Consider the following 19262-nt stretch of genomic DNA (forward strand, 5'->3'; position numbering starts at 1 on the left):
TCAGCTGCCAGCCTTAGCTGCGGCCGCGCGGACGCGGGCCACCGGCGCCGCCGCCCTTGGGACCACCGCTGCGGGGACCACCGGGACGCGGGCCACTGCGGGGACCGCTGCGCGGTCCATTGCCGGGGCCGGAGCCCTTCGGGCCGCCGAAGCCGCGCCCGCCGCCACCAGCGCCGCCGCCGAAGCCACGGCCACCGCCGCCTCCGCCGAAACCACGGCCGGGACGTTCCGGACGATCGCCCCGCTCGGGGCGGTCCTGACGCTCAGGCCGGTCACCCCGGGCCGGACGGTCACCCCGATCCGGGCGCTCGCCCCGATCCGGGCGGCCAAAGCTGCGCTCGGGACGCTCGCGGCGCTCCGGTCGATCGGCACGGCTGAAGCCGCGCGGGCCTTCGTAGGCGTCATCCCGGTCACGCGGCGGGCCCTTGCGGGCGTTGCCGAGGCGGTTTTCCTGCTGCTTGTCGGCAACAATGCCGTCTTCGCTCCAGATCCGGCGTTCCGGCTGCGGCCGCTCCGGACGGCCAGTCTGCTGCGACCTTGCATCGGGGCGCGGTTCGCGCGTCAGGCGGAAACGGCTGCGCGGCGAGATCTTCATCGGACGCTGTGCATCGCTGCGCTCGCCCCTGCCGCCATCCCGGCCACCATCCCGGCCACTGTCACGCCCACCGTCGCGGGCCGGGCGGTCGCCACGGTCCTGACGCTTGCGGCCGCCAACGGCAGCGGCGCCGTCGCGCGCGGTCATCCATTCGCCACGGCCCTGCTTCTGCGGTGCCGGGCGGTCCTTCTTCTTCGGCTTGTCGCCCTCTTCACCCGGAATATGGGTGAGAACCGGGGCGTCGAAGTCAGCGCCGGCTTCCGACGTTAGCTTCTCGCCGAGCTGGTCGCGCAACACGCGGCCACGGATCTCGCGCACGTCGCCCTCGGGCAGGTCCATCAGCTGGAACGGGCCGAAGGAGAGGCGGATGAGGCGGTTCACGGACAGGCCGAGATGCTCGAGCACGCGCTTGATTTCGCGGTTCTTGCCTTCGCGCAGGCCCATGGTCAGCCAGACGTTGTCGCCCTGCACCTTGTCCAGCGTTGCCTCGATCCCGGCGTAGAACACGCCGTCGATGGCAATGCCCTCGGCCAGTGCGGTGAGCTGGTCCTGCGAGACCTCACCGAAGGCGCGCACGCGGTAACGGCGCAGCCAGCCGGTGGCCGGCAGTTCCAGCACGCGGGCGAGGCCGCCGTCATTGGTCAGCAGCAGCAGGCCTTCGGTGTTGATGTCGAGACGGCCGACGGTCAGCACGCGCGGCAGTTCCTTCGGCAGCGCGTCGAATACGGTCGGGCGGCCCTCCGGGTCGTGGTTGGTCGTCACCAGGCCGCGCGGCTTGTGGTAGAGCCAGAGACGGGTCCGCTCTTTCTGCGGCATGGGCTCGCCGTCCACGAGGATGACGTCATCCTCGGTCACGGTCACGGCCGGCGTCGTCAGGACGGTGCCATTGACGCTGACGCGGCCGTTGGCAATCCAGACCTCTGCGTCGCGGCGCGAGCACAGGCCGGCACGTGCCATCACCTTGGCGATGCGCTCTGCCTCACCGGCAAAGGAAATCGACGACGGTGTCTCGGAGGGAACGCCAGCGCCCTTGGCCGGGCGCTCGGCTGCCGTCTTGCGCGGGAACGGCTTGCCGCCGGGACGATCGCCGGGATGGGCGCCCTGGCGCGGTCCGCGTGCCGGACGGTCATCGCCGAAGCGGCCGCCGGACGGCTTGCCACCAAAGGACTTCGCCGGGCGCGGGCCACGGGGGCCATCGCCGCGCTCAGGCCGTTCCTGCCACTGCGGACGGTCGGAGCGGAACGGGCGGTCCTGCCGCTCCTGCGAACCGGAGCGCTCGGCAAAGCCGCGCGACGGACGGCTGTCACCGCCCTCGCTGCGCTGGCCGAAGCCACGCTGCGGACGGCCTTCGCCGCCTTCGCTGCGGTTGCCGAAGCTGCGCTGCGGACGGTCGGAGCCGCCGGCTGCGCCAGGTTTGCGGGGAGCACGGAATGCACCATCAGAGGCGCCCGTACGGCGAGACGGTCCGCCGGGCTTGCCGCCGCGGGGCCGGGAAGGGGTTTTCTTGTCGGTCATGCCCGCGTCATAGCAGAGCTTTCCCCCTTTAGGAATCGGACAAATGCAGGCTTTGCGCAAATTGCATGCCTGATCTGCCAAATGGTTTATAACGCGAGCGCAAAATGCCCCGACTTGACGGGGACGCACGACCTCATGAGACGGCGCTGGACGAGGCCCTGATGGATGAGACCCAAGAGACGGCGCAGGCTAGCGGTCCTGTGGCATCTGTCTCCAGCTTCATGGATCTGGCGCTGGCCGAGGCGCGGGCGGCGGCAGCGCGCGGGGAAGTGCCTGTTGGCGCCGTCATCGTACGGGACGGCGAAATTCTGGCTGCAGCTGGCAACCGGACGCTGGAGCTGAATGACCCCACGGCCCACGCCGAGGTGCTGGCGATCCGGATGGCCTGCGCCGCCGTTGGCTCGCAGCGCCTGCCGGGATGCGATCTCTATGTGACGCTGGAGCCCTGTCCGATGTGCGCCGGCGCTATCTCCTTCGCGCGGCTACGCCGGCTCTATTATGGCGCGGGCGATGAAAAGGGCGGGGCGGTGGACAATGGTGTCCGGCTCTACACGCAGCCGACATGTCATCATGCGCCGGAGGTCTATTCGGGATTTGCCGAAACGGAAGCGGCCGGGCTGCTGCGGACGTTCTTTCGCGAACGCCGGGATACGATCGAGCCTGGCCAGGGCTGAGAAAGAAAAGTGGCACCGCCCCGGGGTTGAAACTTGGGAGAACGGTCGGGGCGGTGCCAGTCGGGGGCAGGTGGGAGGAGAACCTACCCCTTGATGCTGCACAAGGTGACCGGCCGGCGTTGGGTCCGGGCGGCCAGATACGGTTCGACGCCGGCGTTCCCCGACGCGGCGCGCGATTGCTGGAAGAGAAGCTCACCGGCATGGCCGGCTTCCTCGACGAGGGCGCGGCGGCTGCATCCGGCCGCGATGGCAAAGCCGAGAGGTCGCAAGTGCGCCTTGCGGTAACAGAAGACAGCAAGCCGCGCTCGCTGGTCTTCCGGCAAGGTATCTGCGACCGAGGCGGCAGACGCTGCGTTCTGACGCATCAAGGCCTGGAAGGTCTCTTCAGAGACCGGGCAATGATCCTCGTTCAAGGATTCTGGGGCCACGCGGTTCATCCGCTTTCTCCTTCTGGATATGCCCCAATGGTCCAGCGCAGCGGTTAATCTTGGGTTAACATGCTGTATATGTTGAAAAACTGACGCAAAGAATAACTAAAAACCTGCCAATTGCCGTCAAAAAAGACATGGCGAAAATCTTGGTCTATTGCGAAAGTTGCTTATCCAGCGCCTCTCCGAGACGCCGCTTCACCTCCTCGCGCAACGGCGCTGCAGCATCGAGAACGCCCCGGGTTTTCATGAAGTCGAGCACGCGGATGTTGCCGACGTCCGGCCGCACGAGAATATGCGGCATGCGCTGCTTGACCTTTTCGGCGGTGATCGACCGCATCAGGATCTGGGAGGCGCCGAACAGGGCATCCAGGGTGGTCGGAAAGTGTTTGCCGGGCCGCGGCACCGGTGTGCCGACAACATCGACCGCGACAATGATGTCGCAGGCCTCCGGCAGGGCATCGAAGGGCAGTGGATTGGCAACGCCGCCATCGATCAGCACCTTGCCCTGCAGCCGAACGGGGCGGAACACGGCCGGAATCGCAATGGAGGCGGCAATCGCCGGGGCCAGAGGGCCGCTGCGGATGTCGACCTCGCCGCAGCCATAGAAGTCCGTCGCCAGAATGGTGAGAGGGATCGACAGGTCGGCAAAGGTTTCAGGCAGATGGTCGCCGGCAAACAGGTTGAGCACCCTTAGCGGGTCGAACTGGGCCAGACCGTTGCCGAAGACATCCGCCAGCCGGCGCGGACGCAATTGCCAGAGTTTCGCCAGCAGGGCATTGCGGTGGCGGAAGGTTTCGATCGCCAGGTTGTGCAGGTCCTGGCCGGAAAGGCCAGCGGCATAGCCGGCCCCCAGCAGGGCGCCAATGGACGAGCCGGCGATGAAGTCCGGCTTCACGCCCAGGTCGTCAAAGGCCTGCAGCACCGGAATATGCGACATTCCACGCGCGCCGCCGCCGCCAAGGGCAAGACCGATCCGGGGGGTAGGCATCACGCTGTCTCCTGGCACTCTCTCGTGTCGGGAGGGTTATGCCTGCCCGGTCAGGAAGGGCAATAGCACCGAAAGCGTTGCAGCCGGGTTTTCTTCGACAAGGAAATGTCCGCCGTCGATTGCCGCCCCGCGAACGTCGGTAGACCAGCGGCGCCAGACATCCAGCGGCGTTCCGGCCCCCGGCGCAATACCGTGGCCGCCCCACAGTGCCAGTGTTGGAGCGGTGATCTGGCGGCCGGCAGCCAGATCGGCAGCGTCGTCCTCGAAGTCAGTCGTCGCACCAGCGCGGTAGTCCTGGCAGGCGCCATGGACGCGATCCTCGGAGCCGAAGGCCTGACGATAGGCCGCGAGAGCGGCCGGTGCAAAAGCCGAGAGGTCACGCCTTGCGGTCCAGCTGGCCATGGTGTGGTCCAGGTAGAAGGCCGGATCTGCCGAGATCAACCGTTCCGGCAGGGGGGAAGGCTGGGCGAGAAAGGCCCAGTGATAGACCTCCAAAGCAAAAGTCCGGTCCATGCGCTGCCAGTAATCATGCGTCGGCAGGATGTCGAGCACGGCCAGTCGCTGCACCCGGTCCGGATGATCCAGCGCCATCCGGTAGGCAACGCGGCCACCACGGTCGTGACCGCATACGGAAAACGAGCCGTGGCCAAGGTCAGCCATCAGGTTGCACATGTCCCGGGCGATCAGGCGCTTGCTCATGACTGCGGCGCTGCCCTCTGGCAGGTCACTCGCGCCGTAACCGGGCAGGTCGGGCAGGATGACGGAAAAATGCGCGGCCAGCGCTTCGGCAATTGGGTGCCACATGACATGGGTCTGCGGGTAACCGTGCAAAAGCAGCAGCGCCGGGCCGGATCCGCCCATTCGTCCGCGGTCGCCGTGAAACTCAAATGACTCAAATGCTTGCGGAAAAAGACCGGAATTTTCAGGCAGATCGCTGACAGGCACGCCAAGGCTCCCAGGACACGAGTGACCGCCCGCTAGCCTGACTGCAGACGCACCGGCACACAACCCCGTCCCTGCTAACGCTAAGGAAGGGGTTGCAGCGCAAGGCAGTCAGCGCATCATGGGGCAAACGCAGCGGATGGCGTGCCACGTGTCTCCAGATCTTTCAGCGATCGCGCGCAATGGCCTGCCAGCCGATGTCGCGCCGGCAGAAGCCCTCAGGCCATTCGATCCGGTCGACGGCTTCATAGGCACGGGCTTGCGCCTCGGCAACCGTGCGTCCCAGCGCGGTGACATTGAGAACGCGCCCGCCATTGGCGCGGATCTTTCCGTCCTTCGCAAGGGTGCCAGCATGGAACACCTTGACGCCTTCAAGCGCATTTGCTGCGGCGATGCCGTTGATCTCGCTGCCCCGGGCATAGTCGCCCGGATAACCGTTGGCGGCCAGCACCACGGTCAGGGCCACCTCGTCACGCCAGCGTACGGACATCTTGTCCAGCGTGCCGTCGATGGTCGCCTGCAACAGGGTGACGATGTCATCCTTCAGCCGCATCATCAGCACCTGGCACTCGGGATCCCCGAAGCGAGTGTTGTACTCGATCAGCTTCGGCCCCGTGTCGGTGATCATCAGCCCGGCAAACAGCACGCCCTTGAACGGGGTGCCGCGCCGCGCCATCGTGTCGATGGTCGGCTGGATGATCTCGGCCATCGTGCGGGCAATCATCGCCGCGTCCATGACCGGCGCCGGGGAGTAAGCGCCCATGCCGCCGGTGTTCGGGCCCTTGTCGCCGTCGAACACGCGCTTGTGGTCCTGCGCGGTCGCAAGGGCAAGACCGGTGCGGCCATCGGACAAGACGAAGAAGCTGGCCTCTTCGCCCGTCATGAACTCCTCGACAACGACCTCTGCGCCGGCAGCGCCGAAGCTGCCATCAAAGCAGGCGGCGACGGCTTCCTCGGCTTCGGCAAGCGTCATGGCGACGACGACACCCTTGCCGGCTGCGATGCCATCGGCCTTGACGACGATCGGGGCGCCGGTCTGGCGCACATAGGCGAGTGCTGCGTCCCTGTCCGTAAAGCGGCCATAGGCTGCAGTCGGAATGCCGGCTTCCTGGCACAGGTCCTTGGTAAAGCCCTTGGAGCCCTCGAGCTGCGCCGCCGCCCGGTTGGGGCCAAAGGCACGGATGCCGGCAGCTGCCAGGTGGTCGACGAGACCGGCAACAAGCGGGCCTTCCGGGCCAACCACCACGAGGTCAATCGCCTTTTCCTGGCAGAACGCAATCACGGCCGCCGGATCATTGACGTCCACAGAGACGGCTTCGGCCTCTTCCGCAATGCCGGCATTGGCAGGCGCCGCATAGAGGCGCGTGGTCAGCGGCGAGGCGGAAATGGCATAGGCGAGGGCGTGTTCGCGGCCACCGGATCCGATGAGAAAGATGTTCATGGGCGAAGTCTCGGCCGTTCGGGGGACTGGGAGCGGCGAAGGATGGGCGCGCCCGTCCTTGCGGTGGCTGCGCTCTAGCATGGGCGCGTGCCTGCGGCAATCGTGTGGGGGCGTTGCGGGGGAGAGAGGGAAACAGGATGAACAGGGCAGGAGGGTTTGCATTGTTGCTTGGCGGGCCGGCAACCAGCGAGACAATCATCGGACTGGCGCGGCAGTTCTGGACTGAAGCCGGAGAGACCTTTGCACGCCGGCAGGAGGACGCGCTTCGCACCCTGATGGTCGATGCCAGCCTCGGACGGGCCTGGCTCGCCCTGTACCGCGGTGAACCGGTGGGCTTCGCCGTTGCGCTCTATCGCCACTCGATTGGCTATGGCGGCCGTGTGGCGCTGCTGGACGACCTCTATCTGGTCGAGCGCGTGCGGGGACGCGGTCTCGGTCGCCGGATGCTGAAAGCTCTCAGTGCCGATCTCGAAGCCTTCGGCTTGCTGCAGTTACATGCCTTTGCGCCACGCAACTCTGCTGCGGCTTCACTGTACGAAGGGGAAGGCTTCCTCCGCTCTCAAATGCAACTTTACGAAAGACCGTTTGATCAAGAGAACCCGGACTAGCAACAAGGCCTCATGCATATAGTGGATTACGCTGCGTTATTTTGTTTGTGGCGCGATTTTGTGCGTGCGGCAGAAAAGTTTAACTTGTTTTATTGATGTTGCGCGCTACCACAGCGGGCATGGCTTTTACAAACGCACTCCTACTCGTTGCCCAGGCAGCCCTATACTTCACGGTGATGATGACCCTGTTGCATCAACGCCGAAGCATCGGGTTGGGCGTCTTCATGTGCGCGCTGGGCGTGATGCATTTCCTCGAAACCTATCTCGCCAGCGTGTTTTACGTGCAGCTTCCGCACGGCATCATCTCGCCCGGCTCGACAGTGCTGTTTTCCGGCAAGCTGCTGATGATCCTCCTGCTCTATGCGAAGGAGGACGCAGCTACCGTGCGCCAGCCGATCCATGGCCTGCTGTTCGGCAACTTCCTGATTGTTGGCCTGGTGATGCTGCTGCGCAATCACGAGACGGTCCAGGTTGTGGCTGGCCGTGTCCCCGATATCGCCTTTGTCGACGAAATCGGCCTGTTGATGGTCTGGGGTACGCTGCTGCTCTACATCGACAGCCTCGCCATCATCCTGTTGTACGAGCGGCTCGGGCGCTGGCTCGGGCGGCATTTTGCCTTGCGCGTGCTGATCTGCGGTGCGGTCGTGCTGACCTTTGACCAGCTCGGCTTCTTTCTCGCGCTGCATCTGGTGTCCGATGCGCCGCTGTCGGTGCTGTTTGGCGGATGGGTGGCCAAGATGCTGGCAACCCTGGTCTATGCCGGTTTCTTCATGATCTATCTGGCGCTGTTTCCGGCGGATGAGGAACAACCCCGTCCCGGACGGTTCAGGGATCTGTTCCAGGTGCTGACCTACCGGGAGCGCTATGAAGACCTGCTCAAGAGCGCGCACCTCGACTTCCTGACCAATGTCGGTCACCGACGCCAGTTCGATACGACCGCGCAGACCCTGATCGACGCTGCCGCCGACAAAGGCTATTCGACCAGTCTCATCCTGATCGACATCGATCATTTCAAGGCAGTCAACGACACCTATGGCCACCAGGCGGGCGACGAGGTGCTGGCAACGGTCGCCCGGGTGCTGAAGGACAACCAGCGCTCCGATGACCACGTCTTCCGCTATGGCGGTGAGGAATTCGTCGTGCTCAGCCAGCGCATGTGCGGGGAGGCTGCGGAATCCTTCTCGAACCGCCTGCGCCGCCAGATCGAGGACGTCACACGGGACGCGTTTCTGGAGCCGGTGACCGTGAGCATCGGTGTCGCCACAGCTCCGACCGAAGGACGCAAACTCGAGACGCTGTTCGAACTGGCGGACCAGCGGCTCTACGAAGCCAAGGCAGCCGGGCGCAACCGCGTGGTCGGGTTGCGCAGGACACCGGTGATGGCCTGAGAAGGTCCGGAGAATGGCGCGGCTGACGGACCCCGGGGGCTCGTCAGCGCCGCAGGCCCGTGGTAACCAACGGCCATGAGCTTCAAGATCTTTGGTACACAGGACACCGGCCCCGTCGCCGACGCGGTCAAACGCCACTGGGTCGACACACGACTGCCGCCCTGGGCGCGCCCCTATGCGCGTTTGGCGCGCTGGGAACGGCCGATCGGCTGGTGGCTGTTGCTGTGGCCGTGCTGGTGGTCTGCGGCACTCGCCGCGATTGCTGCCGGGTCCCCTTGGCCCAATCCCTGGCATCTCGTGCTGTTCCTCATCGGTGCCGTCGCCATGCGTGGGGCGGGCTGCACGTTCAACGACCTGGTGGACGAGGACATCGACGCCAAGGTCGAGCGGACGCGCTCACGGCCCATTCCGGCCGGACAGGTCAGCCGCGGGCAGGCGAAACTGTTCATGGCGCTGCAGGCGCTGGTCGGCGCCGTGGTGCTGATCCAGTTCAACCTGTTCACGATCCTTCTCGGCCTCGCCTCGCTGCTGGTCGTGGCGATCTACCCGTTCATGAAGCGGTTCACCAACTGGCCGCAGCTGTTCCTGGGCTTTGCCTTCTCCTGGGGGGCGCTGATTGGGCTGGGCCGCCGCATTTGGCCGCCTCGACTGGGCCCCGATCCTGCTTTATGCGGGCGGGATCGCCTGGACCATCGGCTATGACACGATCTATGCCCATCAGGACAAGGAAGACGACGCCATGGTCGGCGTGCGCTCGACCGCGCGCCTGTTCGGGGCCTGGACCAAGCCGGCGCTTGCCTTGCTGTATGGGCTTGCGACCGCGCTGTTCATGCTGGCTGCAGTGATGGTGGATGCGGGCCCGCTGGCCTTTGCGGGCTTTGCCGTTGGCGCGTTGCATCTCGTCTGGCAGATCATCGTGCTCGATATCGATGATCCGGACCAGTGCCTGAAGCTGTTCCGGTCCAACACGCTCTATGGCTGGATCGTCTTTGCCGGCCTGTGCGGCGAGGCGCTGATCTCGTCCCTGTAAGCGGCGAGGGTCAGGTTCCGACCATGCGCAGCGGCTCGGCCTCGGTCGCTGCCGGTTCGTCGTGCCAGTCGATGTCCGGCGAGATCAGGCTCGCCAGCTGCGTCCGGTCGACGCTGTCATTGTCGGGGCTGGCCGCTGCCGGTGGCGGGCTGCCCGCACTGAGCACGACCTTGTTGCGTCCGGAGCGTTTTGCCCCATAGAGCGCGGCATCGGCATGGGCCATGGCCGCGTCGAGTGTGTCGATCGAGGCGCGGCCCGCGTGGATGCCAGCGCTTGTGGTGGTGATCAGAATGCCGCCTGTCGCTGCCCGCACCTCGGCCGCAAAGCGCTGACGCAGGCGATCGGCGAAGTTGAAGGCAGCCGTCTCATCCGCATCCGGCAGGAAGACGACAAACTCCTCGCCGCCGAGGCGTCCAGCAATGTCGCCAGGGCGGCGCATCTGGTTGCAGGTCGCGGCAAACAGCAGCAGCATCTCATCGCCCATGGCGTGGCCGTAGCGGTCATTGACCGACTTGAACTCATCGAGATCAAACAGGGCGACCGCGAAGTTGCGCTGCCGGGCGGCGCCAAGCTCCAGCCATAGCTGGACGCTTTCGAAGAACTCACGCCGGTTGGCAAGGCCGGTCAGGGGGTCGCGCCTGGCCTGCTCGCGCAGCAGGCGCTCTTCCTGTTCGATGACCATGGCAAAGGCGCAAATGATCGTCGCCATGACCGACATGATCATCCAGAGCACGTAGACCGCAAAGACCTGCGAGGCCAACGCCTGCTCGAAGCTCTTCATGCCTTTCACATAGACGCCAACAAACATCACGCTCTGAAGCACCAGCTCCAGCGTCATCACCCAGCTCAGCCAGCGTGCGGCGCGAATGCGGTTGGTGTTCAATGTCACGCAGAGATAGATCGCGGCCATCGCCGTCATGGTCAGGCAGATGTGGAGATAGATGCTGCGGGCCAGATAAGTGTCGTAGAACGGCGGGTACAGGCATAGAGCCAGCCAGCCGACAGTTGGTGCCGCGGCCAGCAGATTGTATTTGTCGATGCGCCAGAACGCCGAGAGCGCCGCCACCCGGAAACCCATTCCACCCAGGATGAGCGCGTTGCCGATGACGATGCTGAGAAGGTCGGAAATCTGGCCGCGCAGGCTGACCAGCAGCATGCCAAAGCCGACCATGGTGAGGGCGATGGACCACAGGCGGATGGAATCCTTCTGCGCGCCGCTCTTGTGCATGGAAAAGCGCCACACAAAGAACAGCATGCCGGCACCGACCATTTGCATGACGGTGAGAGCTGCGTTCAACGTGACGATATCCAGCCGCATCAGTCGCTCTTGGTGGGAGGGGGGCAACCAGTCCGGGCAATGATAAATTCCAGCCCGTTAATTTTTCCAGTATTTTGACAAGAAAATAGGCCGCTTTCCTGCGGCCCATTGTTTCGTCCTGTCAGGTCCTGGCGATGATCTCGCGTTCGCCGCGATGCACCGCCATTGGCTGGCTGCGCTGACCGGTCTTGCGCCGGTTGAGGAAGCGCGGTCGGCGGGCGGTCAGGGCATAGACCCGGCGACGCTGCGGAGCAAAGCTTGCGCCTGGCGCTTCGCTGATCGTGGAAATGGTGCCGTCCGGTTCGCACATGAGCAGTGGCAGCTTGAGGCTTTCGCCCCACATCGCCCAGTCATCGGCCAGATCTTCGGCGTTGTCGGCCTCACGCAGGGTGACGCAGAGGGCCGGATCAGGATGGCGCAGGAACAGGCGCGCATTGAGCGTGCCGGGCAGGGCGCCCGGTGCAATTTCGACCGCCACGCCCTGGAAGACATGGATCGGGACCACGAGGGTCAAGGGCAGGCCGGCGAGCGGTCGCTTGATGATGGCCGTATCCCGGTCGAGATAGATCCGGGCGGCAACCCGGGCAGCGCCGCCGGCGGGCGGGGCGCTCATGGTGGTGTCGAATTTGATCGGCAGGGAGGCCGGGTCGAGCCGCTTTGCGCTGCCCGACCCGGTTCCATGTGCTCCGTCAATGGCTGTCTGACGTCCCAATTGCCTCTCCATCGGGCCCTGGTTTTTTTAGTTCGGGCCTCGTGATGACTTCACCTTAGAGCGGCACTGCTACCCGCCCGCTTAACAGGCACGGTTAAAAAACCTTGATTTCAAAGAGGGTTACGAAAGGCTTGCGCGAATTGGTCAACGCATCGGAAACGTCTTTTGCGTCAATGCGGCTCTTGTTCGATGGCCCCCGCACGCCTAAACAGGGAACACCACCTCAAGACGGGATTCCGCGATGACGCAAGCGATCGACAAGAGCGAACTCGAGACCCGCGCGGCCCGGCTGGTCGAAGCCGCGCTGAAGGCCGGAGCCGATGCCTGCGACGCCGTCGCGGTCACCGGCATGTCGCTGTCGGTCGAGGTGCGCGAGGGCAAGGTCGAGGAAACCGACCGGGCCGAAGGCGACGATGTCACCCTGCGCGTGTTCATCGGCCGCCGCAGCGCTTCCGTGTCTGCCAACACCATGGATGACCCGGCCGCGCTCGCCGAGCGGGCCGTCGCAATGGCGCGAGTGACCCCGGAAGACCCTTATGCCGGGCTGGCGGATCCGGCGCATCTCCTGCGGCAATTGCCGGAGCTCGACCTGCTGGATACGACTGAACTGTCGGCGGCTGATCTGAAGGATCTGGCCCTGGCGGCAGAGGCCGCCGGCCTGGATGTGGCCGGTGTCTCGAAATCCGGCGGGGCGAGTGCGTCCTGGCGTCTCGGCGGCATGGTCCTAGCCACCAGCCACGGCTTCACCGGAGCCTACACGACCTCGCGCTATGGCCTGTCGATGACAGCAGTCGCCGGCGAAGGCACCGGCATGGAGCGCGATTACGACTACGATTACCAGACCTTCTTCGAGGACATGGAGGATGCGGCGCTGATCGGCCGACGTGCGGGCGAACGCGCGGTGCGCCGCCTGAAGCCGCAGAAGCTGACCACGCGCACGGCAACCGTGCTCTACGAGGCGCGGGCCGCTCGCAGCTTCCTTGGGCATCTGGCCGGGGCCATCAACGGCGCAGCCATCGCGCGCGGGACCAGCTTCCTCAAGGATCGCATGAACCAGGCGGTATTTGCACCGGGCATCCGCGTGACTGATGATCCGCTGAAGCCGCGCGGGGCTGCAACCCGGCCCTTCGACGGAGAGGGACTTGGCGGCGTGCCGCTCGACATGATCGAGGACGGGATCCTGCGCCACTGGTATCTGGACAGCGCCACCGCGCGCGAACTGGGCCTGACCCCGAATGGACGCGCCCATCGCGGCGGCGCCGGCACCTCGCCCGGAGCGACGAACCTGACCCTGCATCCGGGCAGCGATAGCCTCGAAGACATGATGCGCGCCGCCGGTAGCGGACTGGTCGTGACGGATCTGATCGGCCATGGCGTCAATGGCGTCACCGGTGACTATTCCCGTGGCGCGTCCGGCTTCTGGTTCGAAAACGGTGAGATCGTCATGCCGGTCAGCGAGATCACCATCGCTGGCAACCTCAAGGACATGTTTGCCCGGCTGCGGCCCGGGTCGGACCTCGATGCGCGTTACTCGGCCGCCGCTCCCAGCATTGCCATCGAGGGGCTGACCATTGCCGGCGCCTGACCGTTCCCACGCCGAGGATCTGGCACTGCTGGAGATGGCGGCGCGCAAGTCCGGCGAAATCGCGCTCGGCTTCTTTGGAAAGGACCCCAAGACCTGGATGAAGGAGGGCGTTTCGCCGGTCTCCGAAGCCGATCTTGCGGTGGATGCCTGGCTGAAGGACGCGCTGCGGTCGGCCCGGCCGGACTATGGCTGGCTGTCGGAGGAAACCGCCGACACGCCCGACCGGCTCGACCGGCGGCGGCTGTTTATCGTCGACCCTATTGATGGCACCCGGGCGTTTCTCGCCGGCAAGGACGAATGGACGGTTTCGCTGGCGATGGTTGAGGATGGCCGGCCCCGCGCGGCTGCCCTGTTCAATCCGGTGCGCGGCGAGATGTACCTGGCGCAGGAGGGGGGCGGCACGCGCCTCAATGGCCGCCTGATCCAGACCGGCGAGCGTCAGAGCCTCGTTGGCGCCCGTGTCTGCGGACCGGCCAGCCTGCTGACGCCGGCCACCCGGGCAGGGCTCCTCGCCGCCGGCACGATCGGCTCTCTCGCCTACCGGATTGCGCTGGTCGCCAAGGCAGATGTGGACGTGGCCGTTGCCCGGGCCCGCTCGCACGACTGGGATCTTGCGGCAGCCGATCTTTTGGTGCAGGAAGCGGGCGGAAGGCTGACCGACCTGAGCGGGATGCAGCTGCGCTACAATCGCCAGACCCTGCGCCATCCGGAGCTGGTCGCCGCCGGGGAAACCCTGCTCGAGCCAGCGGTGCGCCTGTTTGCGGGCTTCGCCGACAAGGCGTCCTGACCGTTTGCAATTCACCTGACCGGCCAGACGGCCCCTGAGGAGCAAGAACCGACGATGAGCACCGAAACCGAGCCGAAGCAGCTTCTGCATCTCGTGTTTGGCGGCGAGCTGGAAAACCCCGCTGGCCTCACGTTCCGCGATCTCGACAAGCTCGACATCGTCGGCATCTTCCCGAACTATGCCACCGCCTATGTGGCGTGGAAGTCCAAGGCCCAGGCAACGGTGGACAATGCGCATATGCGCTACTTCATCGTGCACATGCACCGCCTGCTGGACCCGCACACCCAGGCCTGAACCGGGTCGGCTCCGGTTGCCTGCGCGAGGGCGGAAGGAACTCCATGCTGAAGAAAATTGGCCGGCATCCCCTGTTGCTCAAGGCTGTCGGCACCACGATGGCGGCCTGGCTTCGCTTTGTCCGGCGCACCAACAGCATGGTCATCGATCCGCCCGATGCCTATGAACGGCTGAAGCCGGAACTGCCGGTGATCGTGGCCATGTGGCATGGCCAGCATTTCATGATGCCCTTCACCCGTCCGGACGGATGGTCGGTGCATGTGATGATTTCCCGCTCGGCCGATGGCGAGATCAACGCCATCGCCGCCGAGAAGCTGGGGCTGCAGCTCATTCGCGCCTCCGGCAGCCAGAAAGCGCACCAGATCACCAAGCGCGGCGGCCTGCGCGGCTTCATCGAAGCCATGCGTGTCCTGCGCGAAGGCAGCAGCATGGCGCTGACCGCAGATGTGCCGAAAGGCCCCGCCCGCGTGTCCGGCCCTGGCATCGTCCAGCTGGCGCGCCACTCGGGCAGGCCGATCGTGCCTTTCGCCATCGCCACCAGCCGCTCCATCGAACTGAATTCCTGGGACAAGGCCAGCATCAACCTGCCGTTTGGCCAGGCTGCCATTGCGATTGGCGATTTCATCCACGTCAGCGCCGAGGCCAGCGACGAGGAAATGGAACAGGTGCGTCTCGCGGTCGAGGCCGGATTGAATGCGGTCACCCGCCGGGCTTACGAGCTGGTCGGGCGCAGCGATGGCTGATCGGGACAAGGTCGCCCGCTCCCTGACCTTGCGCGTCTGGCGCGCGCTTGCCAGTCTGGCCATGCCCGGCCTGAAACTCGTGCATGCCTCGCGGCTGAAGTCCGGCAAGGATGATCCTCAACGCGGCGACGAACGCTTCGGACAGGCAAGCCTTCCGCGTCCGGCGGGCCGGCTTGTCTGGGTCCACGCGGCCAGCGTCGGCGAGACCAATTCCATCCTGCCCTTGATTGAACGCCTGACGGGTGACGGGCACGCGGTGCTGCTGACCACGGTCACGCGCACATCGGCGGAAGTGGCCGCGCAGCGTCTGCCGGCCGGCGCCCTGCACCAGTTTGCCCCCTATGATGCACCGCAGCTGGTCAACCGGTTTCTGGATCACTGGCGGCCAGACCTTGCGCTGGTGGTCGAGTCCGAGCTGTGGCCGTCGACGTTCTCCCTGCTGGCTCTGCGCGGTGTGCCACTGGTGATCGTCAATGGCCGCATGTCGTCCCGCTCCTTTGCCGGCTGGCACCGGGCTGGACGGATCGCCCGGGCCCTGTTTTCCTGTGTTGACCTGTGTCTGGCGCAGAGCAATGGCGATGCCGCCCGCTACCGGGCGCTGGGCATTGCCAATGTCCGCTCGCCGGGCAACCTGAAATACGACGCCGAACCGCCTGCTGCCGATCCGGATGCTCTGGCCGAGCTTGCAGCCAGCCTGTCGGACCGTCCGGTCTGGCTGGCGGCCTCTACCCATCCCGGCGAGGAAGAAATCGCGCTGGACGCGCAGGCTGAGCTTCTGCGCCGCCACCCCGATCTCCTGCTGCTGCTGATGCCACGCCATCCGGCGCGCGGGCAGGAAGTTGCGCTCCAGTTGACCGCCCGCAACCTTGGTTTTGCCCGCCGGTCGGCCGGCGAGCTGCCGAAGCCGGAGGATACGGTCTATCTGGTGGACACGCTGGGCGAGATGGGCCTCGCCCTGCGCCTGTCGCGGGTGGTGTTCCTGGGCGGGTCCTTTGCCCGCGTCGGCGGGCACAACCCGGTCGAGCCGGCCCAGCTGGCCGTGCCGCTTGTGACAGGCCCGCATGTTGCCAACGCCCGGGCCCTCTACCGCGATCTCTGGGAAGGCAAGGCCTCCCTGCGTGTGGCCGAACCCGAAGGCTTGGCGGCGGCAATCGATGGCCTGCTGGCGGACCCGGCTGCCGCCTCCGCCATGGCTGCGCGGGCCCTTGCGGTGGCCGGTGAGGGCGCCGGGGCGCTGCAGCGTGCATTGGACGAGCTTGCCCCGTTCCTTTACCCTAAACCGGCGATGACGGAGCCGGGAGACACGCGATGAAGACCGCGCCATCGTTCTGGTGGCAGCCGGGCCTTGGTCCGAAGGCGCTTCTGCTCGGCCCCCTTGCCGCAGTCTATGGCCTTGTCGCCGGCCGGCGCATGCTCTCCGCCCCCTCCAGCCAGAGCCGGTTGCCGGTCATCTGCATCGGAAACTTCACCGTCGGGGGAACCGGCAAGACCCCCTTTGCCCTCAGGCTTTGCAGCCTGTTGCAGGCCGCCGGCCATCGACCGGTGTTCCTGCTGCGCGGGTATGGCGGCAGCGAACGGGGGCCCTTGCTGGTCGATCCTGCGGTTCACACCAGCAGCCAAATCGGCGACGAGGCATTCCTTCTGGCTGCCGCTGCCCCGACGATCATCGCCGCCGATCGCCCGTCGGGAGCAAGGCTCGCCGAGACGCTGGACGCGGATCTCATCCTGATGGACGACGGCTTCCAGAACCCGGCGCTCGCCAAGGACCTTTCCCTGGTGCTGGTTGATGCGGCCGTCGGTGTCGGCAACGGCATGGTCCTGCCAGCGGGGCCGCTGCGTGCGCCTCTGTCCGTGCAGATCCGCCGCGCCGATGCGCTGGTTGTCGTGGGCGAGGGAACAAGGGCTGATGCGGTCATCCATCAGGCCGCACGGCGGGCATTGCCGCTGCTTCAGGCGCGGATCGTGCCGCAATCAGGGGGCCGCTTAGACGGCCTGCGCGTCCTGGCCTATGCCGGCATCGGGCGTCCGGAGAAGTTTTTTGCCAGCCTTGCCGGCTGCGGCGCGATCCTGGCCGAAACGGCGTCCTTTGCTGATCATCATGCGTTTTCGCAGGCGGATGCCGAGGCCCTGCTTACCCGGGCCCAGTCCCAAGGCCTGCAGCTTGTAACCACCGCCAAGGACATGGCGCGGATAGCCGCCAGTGAAGGCGAGATCTTCCGCTGGCTCGCGCGGGAAAGCGACGTTCTGGATGTGTCCATGGAGATCGAGCCGGAAGACCGGCTCATGACCCTCATCACCGACGCCTTGCGCCGGCGGGCATTCCGGGCCTGAGACGGATCAGCCGGCCTTGCCTTCGAACTGCATGAAGCGGTTGTAGGCCGCTTCCGCGTCGACATAGGCTTCCTGGCGTTCAACGCTCCAGTATTTCAGTTCATCCAGCGGGATCGCCTGACCGGTCACGGCGCAGCGCACGAAGGTTCCCGGCGCTTCGACCTGGTAGTCGCCGTCAAGGTAACGGATGCGGGCCTCGCCCGGCACGCGCGGCGTTTCATAGCGGTTCATCGGCGTCTCTCGCAGTCTGACAGCGTGTGGTTCGCCGGTTATGGGCGAGGCGGGGCCTGCGGTCAATCGGTTGGCCTTGCCAGGGACAGGAAGAACGCAATCCGGATCGAGTGTCCTGCCGGGGATGAAATCATCGGCGAAGTGGTTATGTTAGGGACATGATGCGCGGGAGTCGCCGCGCCAATCTGTTTGACCGCCCTCTCGAAAGGCCACCGATGAGCGAGATCCCGTCCTCTGTTCCAGACCTCCTGGACGCCTCAGGCCTTGGCCTTGAAACCGCCCGCCGCATCACCGCCGAGGCCCTGTCCGGCGCCGATGACGGGGAACTTTTCGTCGAGTACCGCCAATCGGAAGGGCTGGTGTTCGACAACGGCCGTCTGAAGTCCGCCAGCTATGACACGGCGCAGGGCTTTGGCCTGCGGGCGGTTGTGGGCGAGGCAGCCGGATACGCCCATTCGGGCGATATTTCCGAGGCTGCCCTGAAGCGGGCGGCAGATGCGGTGGCAGCCGTGAAGTCCGGCCATGCCGGCAGCTATGCTGCGGCCCCTGCGCGCACCAACACGCGCCTCTATGCCGATCTCAACCCGCTGGCCAGCCCGAGCTTCGAGGACAAGGTGAAGCTGCTGCAGGAGATCGACGCCTATGCCCGCGCGCGTGACCCGCGCGTGCGGCAGGTCACGGCGTCGGTCGCCGGCTCCTGGCAGGTGGTCGACATCCTGCGCGCCGATGGCCACCGGGTGCGCGACATCCGCCCGATGGTTCGGCTGTCCATTTCCGTTGTCGCTGCCTCCGGCGACCGGATGGAAGCCGGCTCTTATGGCTGCGGCGGCCGCGAGGGCTTTGCCCGCTTCATCACCCCGGAAACCTGGCAGGCCGGCGTGGACGAAGCGCTGCGTCAGGCCCTGGTGAATCTCGAGGCGGTTCCTGCACCGGCGGGCACCTTTGATGTGGTGATGGGACCGGGCTGGCCCGGCATCCTGCTGCATGAGGCTGTCGGCCATGGCCTTGAGGGTGATTTTAACCGCAAGAAGACCTCGGCCTTCGCGGGGCTGATGGGCCAGCGCGTCGCCGCTCCCGGCGTCACCATCGTGGATGACGGCACCATCGCCGACCGGCGCGGTTCGCTGACGGTCGACGATGAAGGCACGCCGACCAACCGCACCACGCTCATCGAGGACGGCATTCTGGTCGGCTACATGCAGGACCGGCAGAACGCCCGGCTGATGGGCATGGCGCCCACCGGCAACGGCCGCCGCCAGTCCTATGCCCATATTCCCATGCCGCGCATGACCAACACGGTGATGCTGGGCGGTGACAAGGACCCTGCGGAAATCCTCGCCTCGGTCAAGAACGGCATCTTCGCCGTCTCCTTCGGCGGCGGGCAGGTCGACATCACCTCCGGCAAGTTCGTGTTCTCCTGCACCGAGGCCTACCGCATCGAGGACGGCAAGATCGGCGCGCCGGTGAAGGGCGCGATGCTGATCGGCAACGGGCCGGACGCCCTGACCCGCGTCAGCATGATCGGCAATGACATGAAGCTCGACCCAGGTCTCGGCACCTGCGGCAAGCAGGGGCAGGGCGTTCCGGTCGGCGTCGGCCAGCCGTCGATGCGCATCAACGCCCTGACGGTTGGCGGGACGGCGGTCTGA

The 19262-nt window shown here is 65.9% G+C and carries 18 protein-coding genes and 1 pseudogene; 11 read left to right on the forward strand and 8 right to left on the reverse strand.

Features of this window, described 5'->3' with window-relative positions; all coding sequences use genetic code 11:
- Positions 1-13: 13 nt before the first annotated feature.
- The gene (locus OVA12_RS18630; RefSeq protein WP_268139961.1) at positions 14-2110 is read right to left on the reverse strand and encodes a pseudouridine synthase; all 2097 of its coding nucleotides are present in this window, start codon (positions 2108-2110) and stop codon (positions 14-16) included.
- Between the two features lie 221 nt (positions 2111-2331).
- Here OVA12_RS18630 and OVA12_RS18635 point away from each other — a divergent pair, with 221 nt between their 5' ends.
- Complete coding sequence (locus tag OVA12_RS18635; protein ID WP_268141419.1) at positions 2332-2784, forward strand: nucleoside deaminase; 453 nt, start codon at positions 2332-2334, stop codon at positions 2782-2784.
- Positions 2785-2867: 83 nt separating this feature from the next.
- Here OVA12_RS18635 and OVA12_RS18640 read toward each other — a convergent pair whose 3' ends face one another.
- The 4 genes from OVA12_RS18640 to purD all read right to left on the reverse strand — a co-directional run bounded on the left by OVA12_RS18640 (position 2868) and on the right by purD (position 6586).
- Positions 2868-3221, reverse strand: coding sequence for a hypothetical protein (locus OVA12_RS18640; RefSeq protein ID WP_268139963.1), 354 nt, complete (start codon positions 3219-3221; stop codon positions 2868-2870).
- Positions 3222-3366: 145 nt separating this feature from the next.
- Positions 3367-4203: a patatin-like phospholipase family protein gene (locus OVA12_RS18645; protein ID WP_268139965.1), complete on the reverse strand. Its 837-nt coding sequence runs from the start codon at positions 4201-4203 to the stop codon at positions 3367-3369.
- Positions 4204-4239: 36 nt separating this feature from the next.
- Positions 4240-5133 (reverse strand): alpha/beta fold hydrolase, encoded by an 894-nt coding sequence (locus OVA12_RS18650; RefSeq protein WP_442793922.1) that lies wholly within the window; start codon positions 5131-5133, stop codon positions 4240-4242.
- Positions 5134-5311: 178 nt separating this feature from the next.
- Entirely contained in the window at positions 5312-6586 is a 1275-nt protein-coding gene (gene purD / locus OVA12_RS18655; RefSeq protein WP_268139969.1) for a phosphoribosylamine--glycine ligase, read from the reverse strand.
- 137 nt (positions 6587-6723) lie between these two features.
- Between purD and OVA12_RS18660 the strand changes: the two genes are divergently transcribed.
- From OVA12_RS18660 to ubiA, 3 genes and pseudogenes are all read left to right on the forward strand, one after another.
- Entirely contained in the window at positions 6724-7194 is a 471-nt protein-coding gene (locus OVA12_RS18660) for a GNAT family N-acetyltransferase (RefSeq protein ID WP_268139971.1), read from the forward strand.
- Positions 7195-7313: 119 nt separating this feature from the next.
- The gene (locus OVA12_RS18665; protein ID WP_268139973.1) at positions 7314-8582 is read left to right on the forward strand and encodes a GGDEF domain-containing protein; all 1269 of its coding nucleotides are present in this window, start codon (positions 7314-7316) and stop codon (positions 8580-8582) included.
- A gap of 75 nt (positions 8583-8657) precedes the next feature.
- Positions 8658-9612: pseudogene (gene ubiA, locus OVA12_RS18670) on the forward strand (4-hydroxybenzoate octaprenyltransferase).
- A gap of 10 nt (positions 9613-9622) precedes the next feature.
- On the opposite strand, the gene OVA12_RS18675 reads toward ubiA, so the two are convergent.
- Together OVA12_RS18675 and OVA12_RS18680 are read right to left on the reverse strand one after the other, a co-directional pair.
- The gene (locus OVA12_RS18675; protein ID WP_268139975.1) at positions 9623-10930 is read right to left on the reverse strand and encodes a GGDEF domain-containing protein; all 1308 of its coding nucleotides are present in this window, start codon (positions 10928-10930) and stop codon (positions 9623-9625) included.
- Between the two features lie 121 nt (positions 10931-11051).
- A complete protein-coding gene (locus tag OVA12_RS18680; RefSeq protein WP_268139977.1) occupies positions 11052-11642 on the reverse strand; it encodes a DUF6101 family protein in 591 nt (196 codons plus the stop codon).
- A 241-nt stretch (positions 11643-11883) separates the two neighbouring features.
- Between OVA12_RS18680 and OVA12_RS18685 the strand changes: the two genes are divergently transcribed.
- From OVA12_RS18685 to lpxK, 6 genes are read left to right on the forward strand one after another with little or no spacing between them, the layout of a single operon-like run.
- Positions 11884-13227, forward strand: a complete 1344-nt coding sequence (locus OVA12_RS18685) for a TldD/PmbA family protein (protein WP_268139979.1) — start codon at positions 11884-11886, stop codon at positions 13225-13227.
- Entirely contained in the window at positions 13214-14014 is an 801-nt protein-coding gene (locus OVA12_RS18690; protein ID WP_268139980.1) for a 3'(2'),5'-bisphosphate nucleotidase CysQ, read from the forward strand. Before OVA12_RS18685 ends, OVA12_RS18690 begins: the two co-directional genes overlap by 14 nt.
- Before the next feature lie 54 nt (positions 14015-14068).
- Entirely contained in the window at positions 14069-14308 is a 240-nt protein-coding gene (locus tag OVA12_RS18695) for a DUF4170 domain-containing protein (protein WP_268139982.1), read from the forward strand.
- 44 nt (positions 14309-14352) lie between these two features.
- Positions 14353-15051, forward strand: coding sequence for a lysophospholipid acyltransferase family protein (locus OVA12_RS18700; protein ID WP_268139984.1), 699 nt, complete (start codon positions 14353-14355; stop codon positions 15049-15051).
- Positions 15044-16363, forward strand: coding sequence for a 3-deoxy-D-manno-octulosonic acid transferase (locus tag OVA12_RS18705; RefSeq protein ID WP_268139986.1), 1320 nt, complete (start codon positions 15044-15046; stop codon positions 16361-16363). The genes OVA12_RS18700 and OVA12_RS18705 overlap by 8 nt, the downstream gene beginning before the upstream one ends.
- Complete coding sequence (lpxK, locus tag OVA12_RS18710) at positions 16360-17382, forward strand: tetraacyldisaccharide 4'-kinase (RefSeq protein ID WP_268139988.1); 1023 nt, start codon at positions 16360-16362, stop codon at positions 17380-17382. Before OVA12_RS18705 ends, lpxK begins: the two co-directional genes overlap by 4 nt.
- 6 nt (positions 17383-17388) lie before the next feature.
- On the opposite strand, the gene OVA12_RS18715 is transcribed toward lpxK, so the two are convergent.
- Positions 17389-17613 carry a DUF2093 domain-containing protein gene (locus OVA12_RS18715; RefSeq protein WP_106754899.1) on the reverse strand — a complete coding sequence of 75 codons (225 nt, stop codon included), beginning with the start codon at positions 17611-17613 and terminating at the stop codon, positions 17389-17391.
- 215 nt (positions 17614-17828) lie between these two features.
- On the opposite strand from OVA12_RS18715, the gene tldD reads away from it, so the two are divergent.
- Complete coding sequence (tldD, locus tag OVA12_RS18720; protein ID WP_268139990.1) at positions 17829-19262, forward strand: metalloprotease TldD; 1434 nt, start codon at positions 17829-17831, stop codon at positions 19260-19262.

The sequence above is a fragment of the Pannonibacter sp. SL95 genome, from assembly GCF_026672425.1.
GTDB lineage: Bacteria > Pseudomonadota > Alphaproteobacteria > Rhizobiales > Stappiaceae > Pannonibacter.

Coding starts and splice junctions, on each gene's coding strand:
- OVA12_RS18675 (WP_268139975.1), bottom strand. CDS start 10,930: ATGCGGCTGGATATCGTCACGTTGAACGCAGCTCTCACCGTCATGCAA.
- OVA12_RS18695 (WP_268139982.1), top strand. CDS start 14,069: ATGAGCACCGAAACCGAGCCGAAGCAGCTTCTGCATCTCGTGTTTGGC.
- OVA12_RS18640 (WP_268139963.1), bottom strand. CDS start 3,221: ATGAACCGCGTGGCCCCAGAATCCTTGAACGAGGATCATTGCCCGGTC.
- OVA12_RS18700 (WP_268139984.1), top strand. CDS start 14,353: ATGCTGAAGAAAATTGGCCGGCATCCCCTGTTGCTCAAGGCTGTCGGC.
- OVA12_RS18685 (WP_268139979.1), top strand. CDS start 11,884: ATGACGCAAGCGATCGACAAGAGCGAACTCGAGACCCGCGCGGCCCGG.
- lpxK (WP_268139988.1), top strand. CDS start 16,360: ATGAAGACCGCGCCATCGTTCTGGTGGCAGCCGGGCCTTGGTCCGAAG.
- OVA12_RS18630 (WP_268139961.1), bottom strand. CDS start 2,110: ATGACCGACAAGAAAACCCCTTCCCGGCCCCGCGGCGGCAAGCCCGGC.
- OVA12_RS18645 (WP_268139965.1), bottom strand. CDS start 4,203: ATGCCTACCCCCCGGATCGGTCTTGCCCTTGGCGGCGGCGGCGCGCGT.
- OVA12_RS18715 (WP_106754899.1), bottom strand. CDS start 17,613: ATGAACCGCTATGAAACGCCGCGCGTGCCGGGCGAGGCCCGCATCCGT.
- OVA12_RS18665 (WP_268139973.1), top strand. CDS start 7,314: ATGGCTTTTACAAACGCACTCCTACTCGTTGCCCAGGCAGCCCTATAC.
- OVA12_RS18705 (WP_268139986.1), top strand. CDS start 15,044: ATGGCTGATCGGGACAAGGTCGCCCGCTCCCTGACCTTGCGCGTCTGG.
- OVA12_RS18635 (WP_268141419.1), top strand. CDS start 2,332: ATGGATCTGGCGCTGGCCGAGGCGCGGGCGGCGGCAGCGCGCGGGGAA.
- purD (WP_268139969.1), bottom strand. CDS start 6,586: ATGAACATCTTTCTCATCGGATCCGGTGGCCGCGAACACGCCCTCGCC.
- OVA12_RS18660 (WP_268139971.1), top strand. CDS start 6,724: ATGAACAGGGCAGGAGGGTTTGCATTGTTGCTTGGCGGGCCGGCAACC.
- tldD (WP_268139990.1), top strand. CDS start 17,829: ATGAGCGAGATCCCGTCCTCTGTTCCAGACCTCCTGGACGCCTCAGGC.